The sequence below is a fragment of the Dactylosporangium sp. CA-152071 genome (assembly GCF_050936335.1).
GTDB classification, from domain to species: domain Bacteria; phylum Actinomycetota; class Actinomycetes; order Mycobacteriales; family Micromonosporaceae; genus Dactylosporangium; species Dactylosporangium maewongense.
In genome coordinates this window covers 2,018,405-2,040,026 of the sequence record NZ_JBNJMZ010000002.1, presented here as the reverse complement: position 1 = coordinate 2,040,026, position 21,622 = coordinate 2,018,405, and the positions used below count along the sequence as shown (strand labels likewise).

Genomic DNA, 21,622 nt, shown 5'->3' with positions numbered 1-21,622 from the left:
GATGGGGTTAACCCTCGCCTCATGCTGACACCGGCGTCAATCCAGGGAACCTGCCTTAGGCTGTCACACGCCGTTCAGCTCTCGTCCGCCGGCAGGGCCTAACGTCCGTGAGTCGGCCTCCAGCAGTGACGGAGCCGAATCACGCCCACCTGGAGGTCCGGGTCTATGTCCCGTGCGGTCATCCGACGCACAACCGTCGTTTTGTCCCTTACCATGGCCGGCGCAGCCTGGCCATTACTCGCCGACCCTGCCGCCGCGAACCCGGCCGGCACGGGCCTGGTCATCAGCGAGGTATATGTCAATGGCGGCTCGTCCGGCGCGAGCTACCTGAACAAGTTCGTCGAGCTGTACAACCCGACGTCCGCCTCGATCCCGCTGAGCGGCACGACGCTGCAGTACCGGGCCCCCACCAGCACCGTCGTGCCGAGCGGGTCGCAGGTGTTCACGCTGACCGGCGCCGTTGCGGCGCACGGGCACTTCCTGATCATGCTGCCGGGCAACAACGCCACCACCAACCCGGGCGCGCCGCTGCCGACGCCCGACCTGTTCACCGGCACCAGCGTCAACCCGGGCGCCGGTGGCGGCACGCTGTACATCGCGGCCAGCGCCACCGGCGTGCTGCCCACCGACGCGGCCGTCATCGACCGCGTCGGCTGGGGCACCAGCAACGCGCCCGAGGGCACCGCCGCGGCCGGTAACTCCCTGGTCCTGAGCTACCAGCGGGACGCGGCCGGCGCCGACACGGACAACAACGGCGCCGACTTCCGCACGGCCACCCCGGTGCCGCAGAACGCGGCGTCCGACGGCGGCACCGCGACCGTCACGGTCACCAGCCCCGGCAACCAGAACGCCACGGTCGGCACCGCGATCTCGCCGCTGACCCTGAGTGCGTCCGGCGGGGCCGCGCCCTACACGTGGTCCGCGACGGGCCTGCCCGACGGCCTCACGATCTCCAGCGGCGGCGTCATCGACGGTACGCCCACCGCGGCCGGCACCGCGTCGGTGACGGTCACCGCGACCGAGTCGGGCGGCGCGAGCGGCTCGGCCACGTTCACGTACACCGTCACGACGACCACGACGGTGCTGCCGATCGCCGCGATCCAGGGCACGAACACCGACACGTCGCCGGAGGTCGGCCGGAACGTGACGACCGAGGGTGTCGTGACCGCCGTCTATGCGACCGGCGGGTTCAACGGGTTCTACCTGCAGACGGGCGGGTCCGGCGGCGCCGAGGCCGACGACGCCACCCCGGGTGCCTCCGACGCGATCTTCGTCTTCGGCTCCGCCGCGGCGGGCCAGGTCCACATCGGCGACAGCGTGCGGGTCACCGGCAACGTCGTGGAGTTCCAGGGCACGACGGAGATCTCCGCGCCGACGGTCACGCAGCTGGCGACCCCGCTGCCGGCCGTCGCGCCCGGCACGATCCCGTGGGCGTCGCTGACCACGGCCGCGCAGAAGGAGGCCCACGAGGGTGAGCTGATCGCGCCGCAGGGCACGTTCACCGTCGCGGACAACTACGACGCCAACTGGTACGGCTCGTTCACGCTGGCCGCCGGTGACGCGCCGCTGCGCCAGCCGACCGACGCGGGCCGGCCGGGCAGCGCCGAGGCGCTCGCCGCGGTCGCCGACAACGCGGCCCGGAGCATCACCCTCGACGACGGCGCCAGCGTCAACTACAGCGGCTCGGCCAACACGGGCACTCCGCTGCCGTGGCTGACGCCGACCAACGCGGTCAGCATCGGGTCGAAGGTCACCTTCAAGCAGCCGGTGATCCTCGAGTACCGCTTCTCGCTCTGGAACTTCCAGCCGCGGCAGCGGGTCACCGACAACGGTGCCGCCGTCGCGACGTTCGGCGACACGCGCACCGGCAACGCGCAGCCGGCCAACGTCGGTGGCACGGTGCGCCTGGCGACGTTCAACGTCGAGAACTACTTCCCGACGACCGGCGAGTCGTACGTCGCGCAGGGCTTCGGCACCTGCAGCTACTTCAACGACCGGGCCGGCACCCACATCGCCGTCGACAAGTGCGTCGGGCCGGGCAACGCGGCAGGCGTCCGCGGCGCCGCCAACGACGCCAGCTTCCAGCGGCAGCAGGCGAAGATCGTGACCGGCATCAACCGGCTCGGCGCCAGCGTCGTGTCGCTGGAAGAGGTCGAGAACTCGGCGAAGTTCGGCAAGCCCCGCGACGCCGCCCTCGCCCAGCTGGTCGACGCGCTCAACGCCGCCGCCGGCGGCCCCGTGTGGGCGTACGTGCCGTCGCCGGCCGTCCTGCCGCCGATCGCCCAAGAGGACGTGATCCGCAGCGCGTTCATCTACAAGCCGGCGGACATCGCGCTCGTCGGCACCTCGGTGATCCTCACGACCGCGTCCGGCCCCGGCCAGCCGTTCTCGATCGCCCGCGAGCCCCTCGCGCAGGCGTTCAAGAAGGCCGGCGCGACCGACGCCGACGCGTTCCTCGTCGTCACGAACCACTGGAAGTCCAAGGGCAGCGGCGACCCGCTGTACCCGGGCGACGCCGAGGACACTTCCTCGCCGGCGAAGAACCAGGGCTCGTTCAACGCGACGCGGGTGCGTGAGGCGGAGGAGACCGTCGCGTTCGCCAACCAGGTCGCGACGAGCATCGGCACCGACCGGATCTTCCTCGTCGGCGACCTCAACTCGTACACCCACGAGGACCCGATGCACGTCCTGTACGACGCCGGCTACACCGACCTCGGTGCGGCCTTCGACCCGAACGAGTCGACGTACTCCTTCGACGGCCTGCAGGGCTCCCTCGACCACGTGCTGGCCAACGCGGCCGCCCGCACGCTGGTCACCGGCGCCGACGTCTGGCAGATCAACGCGCAGGAGGCGGTCGCCTACGCGTACAGCCGGTACAACTACAACGCCACGCTGCTGTTCAACGGCGGCGACCCGTTCGCGGCCTCCGACCACGACCCGGTCGTCATCGGCCTGAACCCGCCGGTGACGCCGCCGGCCCCGGCGTGGAGCGCCTCGACGGTCTACAACGCCGGCGACAAGGTCTTCTACCAGGGCTCGGTCTGGCAGGCGACCTGGTGGACGAAGAACCAGGCCCCGGGCGACCCCTACGGCCCGTGGCAGCAGATCTCGACCGCCCCCGACGGCACCGCGATCTGGACCGCCTCGCGCATCTTCACCACCGGCGACGTGGTCCTCTACCAGGGCAAGAAGTACGAAGCCAAGTGGTGGACCCGCAACCAGGCCCCCGGCGACCAGTGGGGCCCCTGGAAGCTGCTGCCGTAACGCTCCTGCTGTAAACGGGGCCGTCCTCACACCGAGGGCGGCCCCTTTGCGGTCCACTGTGGACCTGGGGGATCCCGATGGGTGAGGAACGGCAACATCCGGTGGGCTTCGTCGTCGATGTCCTGCCGCTCGGCGGCGGTGAGCGGGCGAAGGGGCGCGAGCCGTATGTCGCCGTCGGTGAACGACCACGTGCCACGGACGACGCCGTCGACAAGGATGGTGGGGCGCACCAGGGCTCGGCCCGGCATGACCTGCCTGCGGTCCTCGTCACTGATGATGCGGGTGCGGTCGGCGTGACCCAGTAGGGCGTTGTCGTAGGCGGGCAGCAGACGCGCGGGCGCAGGGACGTCCGGGTCGGGCAGCTGCACATCCGGCAGGTCGAGCAGGGACTGGCCGTCGGGTCCGGTGTAGCGGCGCAGTGCGACGCCCATCTCGGCGACGACGCGGTTCAGCCGGGTCAGCCCGCTCCAGGCCTGGACGTCGGCCACCGAGGCCGGTCCGAAGGCGGCGAGGTAGCGGCGGATCAGTTCGTGCGTCGCCGCGGTCTCGATGGCGTCAGTCGGCACGGTGGTGACGATGACGGAGGACCGGTTGCCCCAGCTGCCCCAGGACGCGGTGGCGGGATCGTGGACGAGCGGGGTGCGGAGCTCGAACTCGCCGGCGAGGATCCGCCCGTCGCGACCCGGATGGCGGGCGGACAGGCCGCGGGCGAGGTCTCTGCGGGCGAGCGGTCCAGCGTCCAGCAGCGCATGTCCGTCGGCCATGAGCGTTCGGGTGGGCGGCCGGTCGCCGTCGCGCCGGAAGTACGGCGAGCTCGCGGTGCGGTCGAGGACGGGCTGCAGGAGGGGCCGCAGCCGACGGAAGTCGTCGGCCGCGGCGAGGTGCTGGGTGCTGCGCAGCAGGCTGGAGCGCACGACGTGCCTGTCGAGCAGCAGGCCGGTCAGATCGGTGTGGGTGAACCCGCGGATCCGGCTCCACAGCCCGACGTAGGGCCAGTTCGGTTCCTGTGCCTGCAGGGCGACCAGGTGCCGGATCACATCGAGCGGCGCCTGGTCGGTGCGCTCCAGCAGGAACTGACGCTGCAGCAGCGCCCGGTTGAGGGCGCGACGCGACAGGCGCGTCACGTCAGCCGCACCGAGACGTTGCCGCGGTAGGCGCCGTGCAGCAGTGACAGGAAGGTGTCGGGCACGGCGTCGATGCCGGCCTCGACGACGGTGTGCGGGAAGACGAAGCTGTCCTGGTCGAGCCAGGCCCGGAAGTGGGTGTGCCATGCGGCGATCTGATCGGGCGTGTGGTGGCAGGAGAACGGCAGCAGCTCGACCTCCTTTGCCGCGGCGACGGCCTGGTCGGGCTCGGGGAATCGCTGCGCCGCCGCACCCAGCTGGGTGGACAGCGACCCGCACAACGCGAACCGCGCGCCGGGCGCCGCAACCTCGAGCGCGGCCTCGTACAGTGGGCCGCCGACCGTGTCGAAGAAGACCGTGATGCCCTCGGGTGCGAGCTCCTTCAGCGCCGCGACCGGGTCCTGGTGGTAGTCGAAGGCGGCGTCGAGGCCGAGCTCCTGGACCAGGTAGTCCACCTTCGCCTGGCTGCCCGCGCTGCCGATGACCTTCGAGGCGCCCAGGTTGCGGGCGATCTGCCCGGCCAGCGAGCCGACGCCGCCGGCCGCGCCGGACACGAACACGACGTCGCCGCGGCCGACCTTGGCCACCTCTGCCATGCCGTAGTAGGCGGTCGGCCCCTGACCGAGGTGATAGCTCGGATCCGGGTACGCGTCGCGGTCCAGTTTGATGTACGAGGTGGCCGGCCCGGCGGAATGCGTCGCCCAGCCGGTCATCGACTGGACCAGGTCGCCCTCTCGCAGGTCCCGGCTGTCCGACCGCAGGACGGTGCCGAGCGCCATCACGCCGATGCGCCGGCCCGGCTGCCAGGCCGGGATCGGCAGGTGGCAGTCGGCGCGCATGAGCTCCAGGTAGGTAGCGGCCAGCCCCAGGTCGTCGGTGCGGACCAGGACCTCACCGTCGATCTCGGTCTGCACGACGGTGAAGTGGTCCCGGCCCGGAACGCCGGCGATCTGGCTGGTCAGCTGAATCTCACGAGCAATCATGAGATCGACCGTAGCCAGGCTTCCGGCCAGTTCCTGACCGGAAGTCGTGCAACGATCGCGGCATGGCCAACACCAGTTCCCGGACGCTCCGGCTGCTGTCGCTGCTGCAGACCCATCGTCACTGGTCCGGGACGGATCTGTCCGACCGTCTCGGGATCTCGGAACGCACCCTGCGCCGCGATGTCGACCGGCTCCGGGAGATCGGCTACCCGGTGCACGCCACCCGTGGCACCGACGGCGGTTACCAGTTGGCGCCTGGTGCGGTCCTGCCGCCGCTGCTGCTCGACGACGAGGAAGGCGTCGCGCTGGCGGTCGGCATGGGCGACGCCACCCAGAGCGGCATCGCCGGGATCGAGGACGCCGCGGTGCGCGCGCTGACCAAGGTGGTGCAGGTGCTGCCGCCGCGCCTCCGCGCACGGGTGAACGCGTTGCGCGCGATGACCGTCTCGCCCGCGGCCGCGGGGCCGGTCGTGCCCGCCGAGGTGCTCACGGTCATCGCCCAGGCGTGCCGGGACGAGGAGCGGCTGCGGTTCCGCTACGCCGCACGCGGCGGCCCCGACACCGACCGGGAGGTCGAACCGCACCGGCTCGTCGCGCTCGGCGGCCGCTGGTACCTGGCCGCCTACGACCTGACCCGACATGACTGGCGCAGCTTCCGCCTCGACCGGCTGACCGACCCGCACAGCACCGGGGCGAAATTCCGCCCGCGGCCCCTTCCCGCCGACGACGCCGCCCAGTTCGTGCGCGCCTCCACCGGCGTACCGTCGGGGCACGTCGTCGAAGCCCTGGTCCACGCACCCGCCGAACACGTCCGCAGGATCGTCGGCCAATGGGGCACGATCGAAGCCGTCGACGGTCGGTGCTGCCGGCTCACCATGGTCTCGACCAGCCTGGACTGGCCCACCCAGGCGCTGGGCAACATCGGCGCGGAGTTCGAGGTGATCAGCCCACCGGAGTTCGCCGACCACCTCCGGGACTGGGGCACCCGGTTCCTCCGTGCCGCGACACCGCCCGCCGCCGGATGACGGATACGGCCGGTCGCATTCCGCGACCGGCCGTCTTCGCCGCGGGGTCAGCCCCAGATGGCGGCGGCCCACTCCGGGTGGTCGATGAAGGGGTTGCGGTTGTGCTGCCAGGTGGCGTAGATGCGGTCGTTGCGGCGGCGCTCGAAGGCGTCGGGCGGGTCCTGCTGGTTCCACTGGAGCAGGACCGACAGCTTGCCGATGTAGGGGGCGGAGCCGTTGGTGGTCGAGTTGTTGATCTCCAGGTTGGGCCAGCCGTCGTCGCCCTCGTAACGGATGGCCATGTACATGATCATGCGGGCGACGTCGCCCTTGACGGCGGCGCGGGGTTCGAAGGAGTCGCCGTCGGTGAGGCAGCCGGGGGCCTCGCTGACCGCCGAGCCGCCGAGGTCGAAGTCCTTGTTGCCGCGGGCGGAGTTGACCGACACGTCCTCGGGGCGCAGGTGGTGGACGTCCGTGCCGGGGCCGGTGGCGGTACCGAAGTCGCCGTGGGACTTGGCCCAGACGTGCTCGCGGTTCCAGTCGTTGGCGCCGCCGCCGTTCGTCGACTTGCTCTGCGACCGGCCCGAGTAGAGCAGGATGACGTTCGCGCTGTTGTTCGGGTCCTGATCAGTGTCCTTCAGGGCGTCCCAGACCTGGTCGTACGTGAGCTTCGTCTGCGTCTTGATGATGCCGTGCAGTGCGTTGCGCAGCGCGGTGCCGGTCTTGCCCGCGGCGGCGGCGTAGTAGGTCTCGACGGGGCCGGTCGGGCCGGTGGTCGGGCTGCTCGTGGGGGTGGTGCCGGCGAAGGCCATCGAGGTCGGGGACTTCAGGCCGCCGTGGGAGAAGTACGCGGTCAGCTGCCCGGCGACGACGAGCCGGCGGCCCATCACCGACGGGTTCGTCTGCAGACCGAACTGCGCCCGGTATGCGGCGGTGATCTGCACGTACAGCATCCGCGAGGTGCCGGTCTCGCTCGCGGAGTCGGCGAGGGCGAGGGCCGTGTCGCCGGTGAACCCGGACCGCAGCACGGTGCTGGTCGCGGTCGGCTGCCCGACGACGTACCCGACGACGGAGGCCGACCGGCCGTCCTGCGCCGCGAGCGCCTGGCTCACCGAAAGGTCCGCGGCCACCGCCGCGGTCGAGGTCATGACCACGGCGGCACCGGCCGCGGTCAGGGTAAGAGCAATTGCCGTCGCGATCCGCCGCGATCTCCACATGGCCAGAACCTCATCTCGCAGCCGTGTGGAGACATCGTAGATTGCCGATGTGTCGGGCGGCGTGGACCGCAGTGGGCGGGCGGGTTACATATAGGGTGCGGGCGTCAGGTCACCAGCAGCGTGCCGCCGGCCTTGACGCGGCGCACGACCGGTGCGGTCTCCACCGAGGCCACGCCGTCGAGGGAGCCGATGTCCCCGGCGATGTACTCGTAGAGCTCGTTCAGGTCGCGGCAGATCACCGACGCCGCGATGTTGGCCGGGCCCGTCGTCGCGGCGGCGTACGCGATCTGCGGGTGCGTGGCCAGGGCCCGGGTCGTGGCCGAGAGGGCGGACGGCGCGACGGTCAGCCACATCATGGCCTCCGCGTGGTAGCCGAGCAGCGCCGGCTCGATCTCCACGTCGAAGTACAGGACGTTGCCGCGGCACAGTTCGTCCAGCCGCCGCCGGACGGTGGTCTCGGACCACCCGGTGGCGGCCGCGAGCGCCGGCAGCGGCGCCCGGCCGTCCCTGGCGAGCGCGGCGAGCAGCGCGTTGTCCGCTCTGGTCGGCGGTGTCTGCAGCGGTACGGGCGGCGCCGGGCGCAGCGCCGTGACCTGGTCGGGGTCCAGTGCGTCGGTGCGGCCGGGCCAGCCGTGCAGGCCGGCGACGCCGCGCAGCATGCAGTGCGCGCTGAGGACGGTGATCCGTGGCGTGCGGGGCAGCTTCTGCAGCAGGAGGTCGCCGTCCGCGGACTGCGACCGGGTCCGGGTGATACACGTGATCTCGGTGCCGCCGGACACCAGCGTCACCCACGACGTGTCCTCGCGCCGGGCAAGGGCAGCGGCGACCGGCACGGCGGTGTCGGGCGAGCAGCGCATCCGCACCAGCCAGTCGACGTGGCCGAGGGCCGCGGCGTCCGGCAGGCCCACGACCCGCAGCGCGCCGGCCTCGCGCAGCCGCCCGTACCGCCGGGCGACCGTGCGGTCCGAGGCGCCGAGCACGGCCGCGATCCGGCTGAACGGCGCCCGCCCGTCGACCTGCAGCGCGTGCACGACCTGACGGTCGAGCGTGTCCAGATCCACCGCCAGACCGTACCAACGTGTCGGAATCCGCCGTGTTCTTGTGCGCAAACGCCGGCCGGACGATCTGGTGGGCATCGTCGTGGCATGCGCAAATGGTTGCCCCTGCTCGCGGTCTCGCTGAGCACCTTCATGCTGCTGGTCGACCTGACCATCGTCAGCATCGCCGCGCCGGACCTGGCGCGGGAGCTGCACTCGTCGTTCGCCGCCCTGCAATGGACCGTCGACCTGTACGTGCTGGTCCTCGCGGCCCTGCTGATGGCGGCCGGCTCACTGTCGGACCGGCTCGGCCACCGGCGGGTCTTCGTCGCCGGCCTCGTCATCTTCGCCGCCGCGTCCCTCGCGTGCGGTCTCGCCACCGGCACCGGGACGCTGATCGCCGCCCGTGGCGTGCAGGGCGCCGGCGCCGCGGCCATGTACGCCACCAACGCGGCGCTGCTCGGCGTCGTCTACGCGGGCCGGGACCGGTCGGTCGCGTTCGGCGTGTGGGGCGCGGCGAACGGCGCCGCCGCCGCGGCCGGCCCGATCCTCGGCGGGTTCCTCACCGAGCACGTCGGCTGGCGGTCGATCTTCCTGGTCAACCTGCCGGTGGCCGTGGTCGCCGTGGTGCTCGCCCGGGTCGCGATGCCCGGCGGCCGCGGCTCGGCGGCGGGGCGGGTCGACGTGCCCGGCGTGGCGACGTTCACCGCCGCCGCCACGCTCGTCGTGTACGGGTTGATCCGCGCCGGCGACACCGGCTGGACCGACCCGCTGACCGTGGGCGTGCTCGCCGCCGGCGCGGTGACGGCCGCCGGCTTCCTGCTGGTGGAGCGCCGCCGGACCGACCCGATGCTGGACCTCACGCTGTTCCGCCGCCCGTCGTTCGCGGTGCTGATGTTCGGCGCGGCGGCGGTGACCGCGGCGGCGTTCGCCAACCTGGTGTTCGTGTCGCTGTGGGCGCAGTCGGTGCTCGGGCTCGGCGCGATGGCGGCGGGGCTGATCCTGGCGCCGATGGCGGTCGTCGCGTTCGTGGTCGCGGGGCTGGGCGGCCGGCTGCTGCACGCGGTCCCGCCGCGGCACAGCATCGGGTGGGGGCTGCTGCTCGTCGCCGCCGGCACCGCGCTGTGCATGCTGGCCGGTCCCGGGTCGGGCTGGGCGGCGCTCATGCCGGGGCTGTGCGTGTCCGGCCTCGGCGTCGGCCTGTGCACGCCGGTCCTGGCGTCGGCGGCCCTCGCCGTCGCGCCACCCGGCCGGGCGGGCATGGCCAACGGCGCGTCGAACACGTTCCGCCAGCTCGGCTACGCCCTGGCGCTGCCGGTCTTCGCCACCGTCGTCACCGCCCGGGCCGGCGAGATCCTCGGCGATGCCGCCACCGCCCGGCGCCTCACCGGCGGCGGCTACCAGGACCTGGTCGGGCAGGTGCCGGCCGGCGTGCTGCGGGCGGCGTACGTCGCCGGCCTCGACCGGATCTTCCTGATCAGCGCCGTCATCGCCGGCGTGGCAGGGGTGGCGGTCCTGGCCCTGCTCCGCCCGCCCGCGGTCGGCGGCGCCGAGCCGGACCGGGCCGGGGCGCCGTCGGGCGTCGCAGCCTGACGCCCGGCCGCCGGCGCGCTCACCACCAGAAGTTGTCCTGCGGTGTGTAGGCGGCCTCGAGATCGGTGAGCTCGCCGGCGGTGAGCTCGAGGGCGAGGGCGGCCACGGCGTCGCGCAGGTGGTGCGGCTTCGTCGCACCCACGATCGGGCAGGACACGACCGGCCTGGTCAGCAGCCAGGCCAGGGCGACCTGCGCCATCGGCACCTCGCGGGCCTCGGCGACCCGCTGGATCGCGTCGACGACCGGCCGGTCGACGTCGCGGTCGAACGCCCGGGCGACGGCGTCGGACGAGGACCGCGCCGTCCGCTCGCCCCAGGGCCGCGCCGCCCTGCCCTTCGCGAGCGGCGAATACGGTGTGAGACCGACGCCCTGGTCGAGGCACATCGGGATCATGTCCCGCTCTTCTTCGCGTTTGAGGATGTTGTACTGGTCCTGCATCGCCGCGAACGGTGTCCATCCGCCGAGCACCGCGACGTGCTGCAGCTTGGCGAACTGCCAGGCCCACATCGACGAGGCGCCGAGGTAGCGGACCTTGCCCGCCTGCACCAGCGTGTGCAGCGTGGCCATGGTCTCCTCGGCCGGCGTCTCGGGGTCGAAGCGGTGGATGTAGTAGACGTCGATGTAGTCGGTGCCCAGCCGCCGTAGCGACGCGTCGACCTGCTCCAGGACGGCCTTGCGGGACAGGCCGCTGCCGCCGGGCCCGTCGTGCATCTTCCCGCTGACCTTGGTGGCGAGCACGATGTCCTCGCGCCGCGCGAACCGGCGGATCGCGCGGCCGACGAACTCCTCCGACGTGCCGCCCTGGTAGACGTTGGCGGTGTCCCAGAACGTGACGCCGAGCTCGACGGCCTGGCGGAAGAACGGGGCCGCGGCGTCCTCGTCCAGCGTCCACTGGTGCATGCCCGCGGCGGCGACGCCGTAGCTCATGCAGCCCAGCCCGATCCGGCTCACCCGCAGCCCGGTCCGGCCCAGCCGTGCGTACTCCAATGCGCTGCCCTCCTGAGTACACCATACCTCGCTTGGACTGTTCGTCCACAGTCTGGACGTTTACTATCGAGCGCGTGACGCTGGAATCCCTCTCGTTGCGCTGCGGCGCGTGCGGCCACACCGAACCGCTGGACGGCCTGGCCTGGCGGTGCGCGAAGTGCCACGGCGTGCTCGACCTCGACGGGTTCGCCGCGGCCCCGCCGTCCCTGGCCGACCTCGCCGGGCGGGGCACCAGCCTGTGGCGGTATCGGGAAGCCCTTCCGATCGACGAGCCGGGCGACATCACCATGGGGGAGGGGATGACGCCGCTGGTCGGTGCGCCCGGACGGCCCGGGGTCACGCTCAAGGTCGACCACCTCATGCCGACCGGGTCGTTCAAGGACCGGGGCGCGGTCATGCTCGTGGCGCTCGCCGCCCGGCTCGGCGTCGCGCGGCTCATGGCCGACAGCAGCGGCAACGCGGGGACCGCCGTCGCCGCGTACGCCGCCCGCGCCGGGATCGCCTGCGACGTCTACGTGCCCGCCGACACCTCCGCCGGGAAGGTCGGGCAGCTGCGGGCCTACGACGCGGCCGTGCACCAGATCCCCGGCAGCCGCGAGGACACCGCCCGGGCCGCGGCGCTCGCCGCCGGCGAGCCGGGCGTGTTCTACGCCAGCCACGTGTATCACCCGTTCTTCGTGCACGGCACCAAGACCTACGTCTACGAGGTGTGGGAGCAGCTCGGCGGCCGCCTGCCCGACACGCTCGTGCTGCCGGTCGGCAACGGCACCCTCGTCCTCGGCGCCCACCTCGCCTGCGCGGAGCTGCTCGAGGCGGGGCACATCGAGCGGTTCCCGCGCATCGTCGCGGTCCAGGCCGCCGGATGCGCGCCGCTGGCCGCCGCGTTCGCCGGCGGGTCGCCGGTGCCGGCGAACATCGCCACGCAGGGGACCGTGGCCGAGGGGATCGCCATCGCCCGGCCCGCCCGCGGCGCGCAGATCCTCGCCGCCGTCCGTGCGACCGGCGGTGCCGTCGTCACCGTGACCGACGAGCAGGTGCGGGCCGCGCACGCCGCCCTGGCCCGCTCCGGCCTCTACGTCGAGCCGACGTCCGCCGTCTGCTGGGCGGCCATCGAGGCCGGCGAGGTCGAGCCGGCAGGGACGGTCGTGGCGCCGCTGTGCGGCAGCGGGCTGAAGTCCAAGCCGCCCGTTATGTGACCGGCTCGAACAGGAACGACAGGTCCTGCCAGTACTGGCGCGATCGGGCGACGTGCGCGGGCCAGGAGCCGTGGACCGTCTCGGCGCGCGGGTCGGCGCCCTCGGCGAGCAGGCGGCGCATCAGCTCCGGCGGGCCGCCGTTCATCACCGCGAGGTAGAGCGGCGTCCGGCCGACGCGGTCCCGGGCGTCGACGGGGACTCCCGCGGCGAGCAGGAGCGGCAGCACCCGCTCCCAGTCGACCCACATCACCAGGTGCAGCAGCGACCAGCCGTTGGCGTCGCGCATCTGCGGGTCGATCACGCCGCGGCCGAGGCCGTCGAGCAGCCAGCCGGTGTCGCCGTGCTGCATGCGGTGCTTCACCTGCCGGCGCTGCGCGGCGAGCCCGTGCGGCAGCCGGCCGACGCCGGTGGTCCAGGTCTGCTGCACGGCGTAGCAGCCGCTGCTGGCGCCGCCGAGGGACCGCAGCACCCGCTCGCGCAGCTGCTCCTCCTCGTCGTGGTCCGGCAGGCGCAGCGCACCGCCGTCGACGCCGACCCGGTGCCATTCGCCCTGGCAGCGCACTCGCACCGCGGTCTGGGCCGCGTCGGGTCTCGCAACACCGTGGGCCGCCACCGACGCCGGGAACAGCGCCTCGCGGACGAGCGGGTGCAGGTCGGCGGGGCGTTGCAGGCCGGCCGCGAGGAGCGCCAGGTCCGGCGGCACCGGGCCGGTCAGGATCCGCGTCGGCACCTCCAGGTATTCGCTGAGATCAAGGGCCTCGGCGGTCATCCCGTCGACGGTCAGCGTCAGCGACGCGCCGTACAGGGTGGCGACCTGCTGCACGCCGAACGCGGCCGCGGCGGCCCTGGCCTCGTCCGCGACCCCGACCGGCAGCGTCGGCGGGGCCGAGGGCCGTTGCAGGGCGTCGGGGTCGACCCCGCGCACGTCGATGCCGCACTCGCGCCACGCCCCTTCGAGGTCCCCCGCGACGATCCGCTGATGGATGCGCTCGGTGGTGGCGGCTTCGTCGGTACCGGCGGCGATCGTCTCTCTCGACAGGGCCTTCCCCTCCGGGGTGAGGAACGGCATCCTGGCCGCGGACCCGCCCCACGCCTTCCGCACGGCGGCGGCCTCGCGCACGTCCCAGGTGTAGCGGGGCGCGACATACCAGCGCTCGTGCTCCAGCTCGGCCAGGGTCGTCACGGTCAGCAGCAGCCGCTGGGGCCCGGTCGGCGATTTCGGCAGCCGTACCTTCAGCAGCGGCGCACTGTCCGCACCGGTCCGCGGCGGCAGGACCGCGCTCACCATCGGCTGCAGCGTGCTCATCCCGCCGCGGTGCCTCGGCAGGTGCCACCACAGCAGGTCGAGGCTCAGGTGCCGCAGGTCGTCGCTCTCATACCCCGGAGCTATGTCGACGTCGCAGCGGGCGAGCTCGGCGGCGCGCCGCCAGTCACCGGCCTCCCGGGCCCTGGCCGCCGCGTCCACGACGTCGTGCGGCAGCGACTCGGCCCTGATCCGGCGCCACTGCGGCAGGTCGTTGCGCACTGCGGTGCATACCTCCACGCGGGGTCTGAGGCGGCAGGCCGACCGGATTCGAACCGGCGTCTTCCAACTTCGCAAGGTGGTGTGACGACCTCTGCACTACGGCCTGCCGCTCGCGAGCCTAGGCCACGACCCGCCTTCAGAAAAAATGTCGTACCCGGGAGCTACGTTGTCGGGCATGAGCAACGCTGTGCAGTCGCTGAGCTATCTGGCCCCGTCGGCACTCCACGACGGAGGGCTGCAGCTGCAGACCGCCGGTGGTGTGGCGCAGCGTGCCGTCACCGCCAATCCGCGGTTCTTCACCGGGTTCCTGACCACGCCCGCCGCGGCGGCGGCCGGGCTGCTCGCGGTGGCCGAGGTGGCCCGCACCCGCTATTTCCAGCCCCTGAGCCCGGCCAGCCTGGACCCGGTCGTCACCGGCAGCCGGGACCGGCTGCGGTTCGAGTCGTTCTCCGGCTGCTGCGGCGTCTATGCCCGCCTCGACGTGCTGCCCACCGGCCTCGACGGTGAGATCGTCGACCACGGCACCACCAACGTCGACGTCAACACGCCACTGCGGCAGGCGCTGCAGCGGCTGACCGGCGTCGACCCGCTGCACGTCAGCGTCGGCCCCGACGACCTCACGGTGTCCACGATGGACGGTGCGGTGGTGGAGAAGAAGGTGCCGCTGCCGTCGCGCTGGCTGCGCGGGTTCGCCGAGGTGCAGGTCATCGCGTCCGGCTTCGACCCGCGGGCGGAGCTGTCCGCGGCCGAGGCGACCGCGTTCCTGCGCCGGCTCCCGTCGGGCGGTGACCGCTCGGTGCTGTGGGCCGTCCCCGCCGGCCGCTCGCTGCGGCTCACGTCCCGCCCGGTGCCCGGCGCCGTCTGCCTGCCCGGGCCGGCCCGGCTCGCCGCGCTGAAGCCGGTCCTGCGCTTCGCCAAGCACCTGCGGGTCTATGGTCCGGCGGTCACCGCCGGCAGCGGACCAGTGTCGAGCACGTGGGAGCTGGACACCGGCGAGCTGCGTCTGTCGCTCACGCTGTCGCCGCAGCCGAGCCGCGGCTTCTCCGGCGAGGGCGCGGTCCTCGCCGCGCTCGCCAGCGACGACGTCACCGACGACGCCGAGCTGATCGCGACACTGCTCGCCTGGGACCCGACGGTCGACGTCGACGCGCTTGCCGAGCAGGCCGCGATGCCGGCCGCGCGGGTCAGGTCGGCGCTCACCCAGCTCGGCACCGCCGGCCAGGTCGGCTTCGACGTGTCCGAGGCCGCCTATTTCCACCGCGTGCTGCCCTATGACGCGCAGCGCGCCGAGCGGCACAACCCGCGGCTGGCCGGCGCCCGGGCGCTCGTCGAGACCGGCGCGGTGACGCTGGACGGGTCCGGGGCGAGCGTGCGCAGCGGCGAGGAGACCTACCGGGTCCGCGCGGCCGGCGACGCGCTGCACTGCACCTGCCCGTGGTGGGCGAAGTACCGTGGCGGACGCGGCCCCTGCAAGCACGCCCTGGCCACCGAGCTGGCCCGCGCCGCCACCCCGGCGGTGACCCGGTGAACCTGTTCACCCGCCGCCGCTCCGGCCCGATCGAGTGGCCCGACCTGCTGGCCATGCTGCAGAAGGGCAACTTCGCGGCCACCGTGGAGGCGCTGCGCGACCTCGACGAGACCCAGCGCGCCGAGCTGGGCCACAAGCTCGTCGCGCTGCGCGGGGACGCCGGCACCTGGTTCAACCCGCAGCAGGCCACCGCCTATGCGGTCGCCGCCGTCGGATGCGCGTCGACGGCCGCGAAGGCCGTCACCGTGATCGCCCGGCGCGGCTGGCCCTGGTCGGCCATCCAGCCGCAGCCGGTGCTGCGCGCCGCCGCCGACCGCGGCGTGCCGTGGCTCGGTGACCTCGCGACCAGGCTGGCCGGCAAGCTGCCGCGCGACGGTGGGTCGCTGCGCTCGTGGCGCCTCGTCGCGGACCTGGTCGTCGCCACCGGCGTGCCCGTCCCGACCGGCGAGCGGTTCGTCGACGGCTGGCTGCTGTCGCTGCAGATCTCTGAGCGCAACAGTGTCGTGGCGGACAGGCTGAGGAGCAGCCCGTTCACCGACGCGCTGCTGCCGCACGCATTCGAACGCGACCAGATCGCCTTCACCGTCGGCCACCACGACCCGGACACCGGCAAGTGGGTCACATGGCCCGGCATCCTCTTCGCCGCCGCCGCGCTCGTCGACGAGGGCCGGTTTCCGCGTGCCGACATCCTCGACCGCTGCCTGGACGCCCTGCTCGCCGTCCGCCCCAAGGCGGTGCTGCACGCCTTCGTCAGCTTCCACGACAAGCTCGCCCCGACGGAGGCCGAGGTCGCCGAGCGCACCACGATCTACCTGAAGCTGCTCACCGACGCCATGGGCTCGGTGGCGACGATGGCGCAGAAGGTGCTGAAGACCGCGGAGGCGGCCGGCGGCGTGGAGCTGGAGTCGCTGCTCGACGCGTCCCGCACCGTCCTCACCCGCAGCGAGAAGGGCCTCGTCAAGGCGCAGCTGATCTGGCTGGAGAAGCTCGCGAAGCGGCACCCCACCCGCGTCGCCGAGATCGCCGAGGTCGTCGCCGTCGCCGCGGACCACCCCGACGTCCAGGCCCGCGACCGCTCGGCGGCGTTCCTGGCGAAGCACGCGGCGCCCGGGGCCACCGGCGTGCAGGTCGTCCCGCCCGAGCCGGACCTGCTGACCGCGCCGGTCGGCGCCGCCGACATGCCCGAGCCGATCGCCACCCCCGACGAGCTGGCGGAGGAGATCGCCGCGCTCGACCAGACCGACTGGCAGACGGTGCCGTTCGAGCGGGTTCTCGCGGCGGTCGTCCGCATGCACGCCGCCGACCCCGTCGGGCTGCGCGCCGCGATCGCCCCGGTGATGCAGCGGGCCCACAACCGGATCGGCGACGGCTGGTGGGGCTCCGAGGGCCACCGGCGCACGGTCGCGATGTTCACCGCGGTGCTCAACAAGGCCGCCGGGCTGCCGTTCGTCCTCGACGACGCGGCCCGCGCGCTGAAGGGCACCCCCGCCGACCTCCGTCTCGGCAACTCCTATGCCAAGCTGCAGGGCGTCCTGACGATCCGGCTGGCCGAGATCGTCATGCGGCTGTCCACCGACCCGGTCCCGTCCCTGGTCGCGACGCCCACCCTGGTCAACGGGCTGCTCGACCCCGCCGCGCTGGTCGAGCGGCTGGCCCGGGCCGAGCGGGAGGGCTGGCAGCCGTGGAAGCGTGACCTGCGCCAGGCGCTGTACCGGCTGCCCGCCGACGCCGATCCCGACACGCTGCGGCAGGCCCGCACCCTGACCTCCGACGCGGGCCGGACCCTCGTCGAGTGGCTGGAGACCGGCGGCGCCGGCCGGCCCGACGTCCGGGTGGTCCGGGTGCACCGCCAGCGCGCCGAGCGGGGCCGCTATCTCGAGTGGCTGCCCGAGTCGCGCTTCTACGCCACCTCGTCGCCGGACCGGTCCGGTCTGGACCCCTACTGGCTGACCGAGCTCGCGGCACCCCCGGTCGTCAACGCCGACAGCAGCGACGGCCTCGGCCTGGCCGCGCTGTGGCCGGCGGTGCTGCCGTCGCAGCGGGAGATCGTCGCCGCGTGCCTGCTGCCCCTCGTCGCCGGCGCCGCCGACCTCGACTCCGGCCGCGGCAATGTCCAGCTGCTGCCGCTGCTCGCCGACCTCGCCGGCCCGGTCGGCCCCGCGACCCTCACCGCCGTCGCCTACGGCCTCGCCGCCACCCAGCCCGACGAGCGCATCGCCGCGCTCGACGCGCTCATGGCCCTCGGCGGCGCCGCCGACTTCGACGGCGGCGAGCTCGGCGCCCAGCTGGCCCGAATGGCCGGCACCAAGCTGATCGTCCTGAGCCGCGTCGTCACCCAGCTGGAGGAGGCGGGCCGCATCGCTCCGGCGCTGACGTGGCGAATCGCGTCGGGCGCGCTCGGCGGCCTGCTGCCGGCGGAGACCAGCAGGCCCGCGCCGGGCCCCGCCATCACCCCGCCGGCGTCCGCCGCACCCCTCACGAGAGCCGCCGCCAGGGCCGCCGCAAGGGACCTGGCCGCGGCATTCGGCTCGGCTGCAGCTCCCGGCTCGGCCGCGGCTTCCACCTCAGCGGCGACTTCCGGGCCGGCCGCGGCTTCCGGGTCGGCCGAGACTTCCGGGTCGGCCGCGGCTACCACCTCAGCAGCGACTTCCGGCTCGGCTGGGGCTTCCGGCTCGGCTGGGGTGACTGCGGCGTCGGGGGCGGCTGTCCGGGGTGGCGGGGCAGGGGCGGACGGCAAGGCGCACGTCACGCCCCGCGGGCTGCCGGACCTGCTGACGCTCGCCTCGACCACGGCGGCGGCGTCCGGCAGCCGGGGTGAGGTGCCGGGCCTCGCCGACCTGGCCGCACGCAAGGGCTCGACCCGTCTCGTCGTCGAAGCGAAACGCCTGCACCGGACCCTGACCACGACCTGACCCCTGCCTCCGCACCACCTCAACCACCGCGATGCCGGCGGGCCTGCGGGCAGCCACTGCCGCCGGCACCGCTTGGTGGATGCGGGTTGGCCAGCGCTTTGCGGCGGCGGGGAGGCCTCCTCGCGGGCCCGTCACCTGGCGTCGAGCAGGCTCATGGCGGTGGCGGCGGGCGGAAAATTGGGCGGCGGGCATTGGCCCGGGTCGGTAGCTTGCTGGGCGTGAGCAGGATTCTCTCGGTCAACCTCGCGGTGCCGGAGCCGAACCCGGCCAAGGGTGGTCTCACAGGCATCAACAAGCAGCCGGTCGACCACCTGGTGACCGTGCGCGCGCCTGGACCAAAGACGACCGGCCTGCACACCGGCCTGGTCGGCGACCAGATCTACGACATCCAGCACCACGGCGGCGACGACCAGGCGGTGTACGCGTACGCCCGGGAAGACTACGACTGGTGGCAGGCCCGGCTGACCCGCCGGCTCGCCAACGGGATCTTCGGCGAGAACCTGACCACGGAGGGCGTCGACGTCAACGGTGCCGTCATCGGCGAGCTGTGGCGGATCGGCCCGCGGCTGGTCCTGCAGCCGACGTTCGGCCGGATTCCCTGCTCCACGTTCCAGCACAAGATGGGCGAGCCGCGCTGGTTGAAGACGTTCACCCGGTCGGTCCGCCCCGGCGCGTACCTGCGCGTGGTGGAGCCGGGCGAGGTGTGGGCCGGCGACCCGGTGACCGTCCTGGACCGCCCGGCGCACGGGGTGACGATCGCGCAGGCGTTCCGCGCGTACATGACCGAGACAGAGCTGCTGCCCGGCCTGCTCGCGATCGAAGGCCTGCCCGACGATCTCCGCGCGACGTTCGAGGAACGCCTCCCCAAGCGCCGGCCGGCGCCTCCCACGACGTCCGCCCGCTGACCTCACCCGGGTCGGCTCGATCCTGGAGGGAACGTAGCGATCCGGTACGGTCGCCGGACCGGGCCGGGCGGCAGGACCACGCCGCCGGCGGGGACGAGCGGGGAGGCGGGGGCGGTGGCGGCAGGGCGGGTCGTGGTCGAGGGGCTGGTGTGCAAGGAGCCCGCCGGCATGGCGTGGGAGGACGGGGAGCGGGACCTGTGGTGGTCGCGGGCCGCGGCGATCGAGCACGGCCTTGAGCGGCCCGACTGGGGTGCGGTGGCGGCCGGCGCGGACCGGGTCTCCGATCTGACTCCGCCGCAGGTGGTGTGGTTGTTCGCGAAGGGGCCGGAGGTGCCGGCGCGGGCGCTGCTCGGCAAGCTGGTGATGCTGCGGCACCGGCAGCGGGTCGATCTGTGCCGGGTGCTCGTGGCGCGGTTCGAGCTGGACGCGCTGCCGTTCGTGCGCGGCGAGGCGAAGGAGCACGCGGACGAGCTGGGGGTGCTGCTGCTGCCGTTCCGGGCGCCGGAGGTGGCCACGCTGGTGGCCGGGTGGCTGCGGCACCTCGGGTCCGCGCGGCTGTGGGCGCGGCTGTGGCTGGGCCGGCACGCCGGGACCGCGGCGCGGGCGTTGATCCCGGCCGCGGCGGGACGCTCCGCCAGGGAGCGGCAGCACGCCGAGGAGGGGCTGCGGTTCCTGGCCTCGACCGGTCACGGGCCGGCGATCGCCGAGGCCGCCGCGGAGTACGGGCCGGACGTCGCCGACCTGGTCGCCGCCGGACTCGAGCAACCGGCGCCGCGGGCGGCGCGGAGAGGGAAGCGGTCGGGGTGGACGCTGCCGGAGCGGCTGCCGGAGATCCGCCTGGCCGGTGGCGGGACGATGCCGCTGGACGAGGTCGCGCGGCTGGTCGACGGGCTGACCCGGGCGCGGCTGGCGGATCCGCCCGAGCCGCCGCCCGGTGATCCGGCCCCGCGGCAGGACCGTCCCACGTCGGGTGTGGAGTCGTCGAAGGCGCGGCAGCCGCTCGTACACCTGCCGGATCCGCAGACACGTGCGCTGATCGACGACTGTGACCGGGGGAGTCTGGCGGAGTTCGGCCGGGCGCTGCTGACGGCGTGGGTGGCGGACGGGATGCCGCCGGCGGAGGCGTGGGTCGTGCCGGCGCAGGCCCACGTCGGCGACGACTCCACAATGGACATGCTCGCGCCGCTGCGGCGGTCGTGGTCGCAGGGCGGCCGGTGGGAGCGGTCGGTCGAGGGGCTCGCGGTGCTGGCCACGGCCGGCACCGACGTGTCGCTGCGGCATCTGCTGGCGGTGGAGGAGCGGTTGTCGGCCGGGCCGACGAACGACCGGACCGGCGACTACCTGGCGCAGGCCGCCGAGCGGCGCGGGATGACCGTCACGCAGCTGGCGGACCGGCTGGCGCCGGCGCACGGGCTGGACACCGGCGTCACCCTCGACTACGGGCCGCGAGCGTTCACGGTGGGCGTCGACGGGCAGCTCACGGCGTTCGTCGCCGACGCCGACGGGCGGCGCCTCGCCCGGCCGCCGAAGCCGGGCGTCAAGGACACGAACCCTGCGGCGTACCAGCAGTTCCTGCGGCTGAAGAAGGACCTGCGGTCGGCCGCGGCGGCGCAGGTCGCGCGCCTGGAACGGGACATGCTCGCGCGCCGGTTCCGACCGGCCCGCGACCTCCCGGCGGTCGTCCTGCCGCACCCGGTGCTGGGGCCGATCGCGCGGCGGCTGCTGTGGGGCGAGTACGGGCCGCGCGACCACCTGGTCCGGGCGCTGCGGATCGCGGAGGACGGCAGCTTCACCGACCGCCACGACGCGACCGTGACCGTCGGCGGCGACGCCTGGCTCGGCGTCGTGCACCCGGCCGACCTGGGCGGGGACCTGGCCGGCTGGGTGCAGGTGTTCACCGACTACGAAATCTTGCAGCCGTTTCCGCAGCTGTACCGCCCGGCGATGGCGCTCACCGAGGCGCAACGCGACATGACGGGCCTGACCGGCTTCGGGCCGGTGCCGACGGACCGGATCGCGCACCTGTTGGGCGGCGCCCGGTGGCAGGGCAACGGCTACCACCGGCAGCAACGGCTGCACACGCAGCTCGCCCACCGGCTGCCCGGCGGCCTGACGGTGCTGGTCGAGCTGGACCCGGGGGTGGAGACGTCGGCCGTCACCGCCGTCCGGGAGCAGCGCGTCACCGAGATCTGGGCCGACGACTCGTGGTCGGACCACTGGCAGGTCGAGCGCCGTATCCCGATGGGGCGCTGCGACGCGGCCGCCCTGTCGGAGGTGCTCGCGGAGCTGTACGCCGTCACCTGAACCATCGCCCAAAGGGAAGGACGGCACCGGTGCCCTCGTGTC

14 protein-coding genes and 1 tRNA gene are annotated in these 21,622 nt (G+C 73.6%); 8 read left to right on the top strand and 7 right to left on the bottom strand.

Annotation, left to right across the window (positions count from 1 at the left end; genetic code table 11):
* Positions 1-213 precede the first annotated feature (213 nt).
* The gene (locus ACQEVZ_RS48960; RefSeq protein ID WP_433381658.1) at positions 214-3,264 is read left to right on the top strand and encodes an ExeM/NucH family extracellular endonuclease; all 3,051 of its coding nucleotides are present in this window, start codon (positions 214-216) and stop codon (positions 3,262-3,264) included.
* Positions 3,265-3,290: 26 nt separating this feature from the next.
* Here the strand turns inward: ACQEVZ_RS48960 and ACQEVZ_RS48955 are convergent, their stop codons facing one another.
* On the bottom strand, positions 3,291-4,388 hold the full coding sequence (locus tag ACQEVZ_RS48955) for a winged helix DNA-binding domain-containing protein (protein ID WP_433381655.1): 1,098 nt from the start codon (positions 4,386-4,388) through the stop codon (positions 3,291-3,293).
* Positions 4,385-5,371: an MDR family NADP-dependent oxidoreductase gene (locus ACQEVZ_RS48950; protein ID WP_433381652.1), complete on the bottom strand. Its 987-nt coding sequence runs from the start codon at positions 5,369-5,371 to the stop codon at positions 4,385-4,387. The genes ACQEVZ_RS48955 and ACQEVZ_RS48950 overlap by 4 nt, the downstream gene beginning before the upstream one ends.
* Positions 5,372-5,433: 62 nt before the next feature.
* Between ACQEVZ_RS48950 and ACQEVZ_RS48945 the strand changes: the two genes are divergently transcribed.
* Positions 5,434-6,396, top strand: a complete 963-nt coding sequence (locus tag ACQEVZ_RS48945) for a helix-turn-helix transcriptional regulator (protein WP_433381649.1) — start codon at positions 5,434-5,436, stop codon at positions 6,394-6,396.
* Positions 6,397-6,443: 47 nt separating this feature from the next.
* On the opposite strand, the gene ACQEVZ_RS48940 is transcribed toward ACQEVZ_RS48945, so the two are convergent.
* Together ACQEVZ_RS48940 and ACQEVZ_RS48935 are read right to left on the bottom strand one after the other, a co-directional pair.
* Positions 6,444-7,592 carry an endonuclease gene (locus ACQEVZ_RS48940; protein WP_433381646.1) on the bottom strand — a complete coding sequence of 383 codons (1,149 nt, stop codon included), beginning with the start codon at positions 7,590-7,592 and terminating at the stop codon, positions 6,444-6,446.
* A gap of 104 nt (positions 7,593-7,696) precedes the next feature.
* On the bottom strand, positions 7,697-8,653 hold the full coding sequence (locus ACQEVZ_RS48935) for an Lrp/AsnC family transcriptional regulator (RefSeq protein ID WP_433381643.1): 957 nt from the start codon (positions 8,651-8,653) through the stop codon (positions 7,697-7,699).
* Between the two features lie 84 nt (positions 8,654-8,737).
* Here ACQEVZ_RS48935 and ACQEVZ_RS48930 point away from each other — a divergent pair, with 84 nt between their 5' ends.
* Positions 8,738-10,222, top strand: coding sequence for an MFS transporter (locus ACQEVZ_RS48930; RefSeq protein WP_433381640.1), 1,485 nt, complete (start codon positions 8,738-8,740; stop codon positions 10,220-10,222).
* Positions 10,223-10,241: 19 nt separating this feature from the next.
* On the opposite strand, the gene ACQEVZ_RS48925 is transcribed toward ACQEVZ_RS48930, so the two are convergent.
* On the bottom strand, positions 10,242-11,210 hold the full coding sequence (locus ACQEVZ_RS48925) for an aldo/keto reductase (protein ID WP_363398076.1): 969 nt from the start codon (positions 11,208-11,210) through the stop codon (positions 10,242-10,244).
* Positions 11,211-11,284: 74 nt separating this feature from the next.
* On the opposite strand from ACQEVZ_RS48925, the gene ACQEVZ_RS48920 reads away from it, so the two are divergent.
* Positions 11,285-12,406, top strand: coding sequence for a pyridoxal-phosphate dependent enzyme (locus tag ACQEVZ_RS48920; RefSeq protein WP_433381636.1), 1,122 nt, complete (start codon positions 11,285-11,287; stop codon positions 12,404-12,406).
* Here ACQEVZ_RS48920 and ACQEVZ_RS48915 read toward each other — a convergent pair.
* Positions 12,399-13,931 (bottom strand): ankyrin repeat domain-containing protein, encoded by a 1,533-nt coding sequence (locus ACQEVZ_RS48915; RefSeq protein ID WP_433381633.1) that lies wholly within the window; start codon positions 13,929-13,931, stop codon positions 12,399-12,401. The two genes, ACQEVZ_RS48920 and ACQEVZ_RS48915, sit on opposite strands and share 8 nt — an antisense overlap.
* 33 nt (positions 13,932-13,964) lie before the next feature.
* Positions 13,965-14,037, bottom strand: a tRNA-Arg gene (locus ACQEVZ_RS48910).
* Positions 14,038-14,106: 69 nt separating this feature from the next.
* Here ACQEVZ_RS48910 and ACQEVZ_RS48905 point away from each other — a divergent pair.
* The 4 genes from ACQEVZ_RS48905 (at position 14,107) to ACQEVZ_RS48890 (ending at position 21,580) form a co-directional block, all read left to right on the top strand.
* Positions 14,107-15,459, top strand: coding sequence for an SWIM zinc finger family protein (locus tag ACQEVZ_RS48905; protein ID WP_433381630.1), 1,353 nt, complete (start codon positions 14,107-14,109; stop codon positions 15,457-15,459).
* On the top strand, positions 15,456-18,371 hold the full coding sequence (locus ACQEVZ_RS48900) for a DUF6493 family protein (protein WP_433381627.1): 2,916 nt from the start codon (positions 15,456-15,458) through the stop codon (positions 18,369-18,371). Before ACQEVZ_RS48905 ends, ACQEVZ_RS48900 begins: the two co-directional genes overlap by 4 nt.
* Before the next feature lie 218 nt (positions 18,372-18,589).
* Positions 18,590-19,276: an MOSC domain-containing protein gene (locus tag ACQEVZ_RS48895; protein ID WP_433381624.1), complete on the top strand. Its 687-nt coding sequence runs from the start codon at positions 18,590-18,592 to the stop codon at positions 19,274-19,276.
* A 114-nt stretch (positions 19,277-19,390) separates the two neighbouring features.
* The gene (locus ACQEVZ_RS48890; RefSeq protein ID WP_433381621.1) at positions 19,391-21,580 is read left to right on the top strand and encodes a DUF4132 domain-containing protein; all 2,190 of its coding nucleotides are present in this window, start codon (positions 19,391-19,393) and stop codon (positions 21,578-21,580) included.
* The last annotated feature ends 42 nt before the right edge of the window (positions 21,581-21,622 follow it).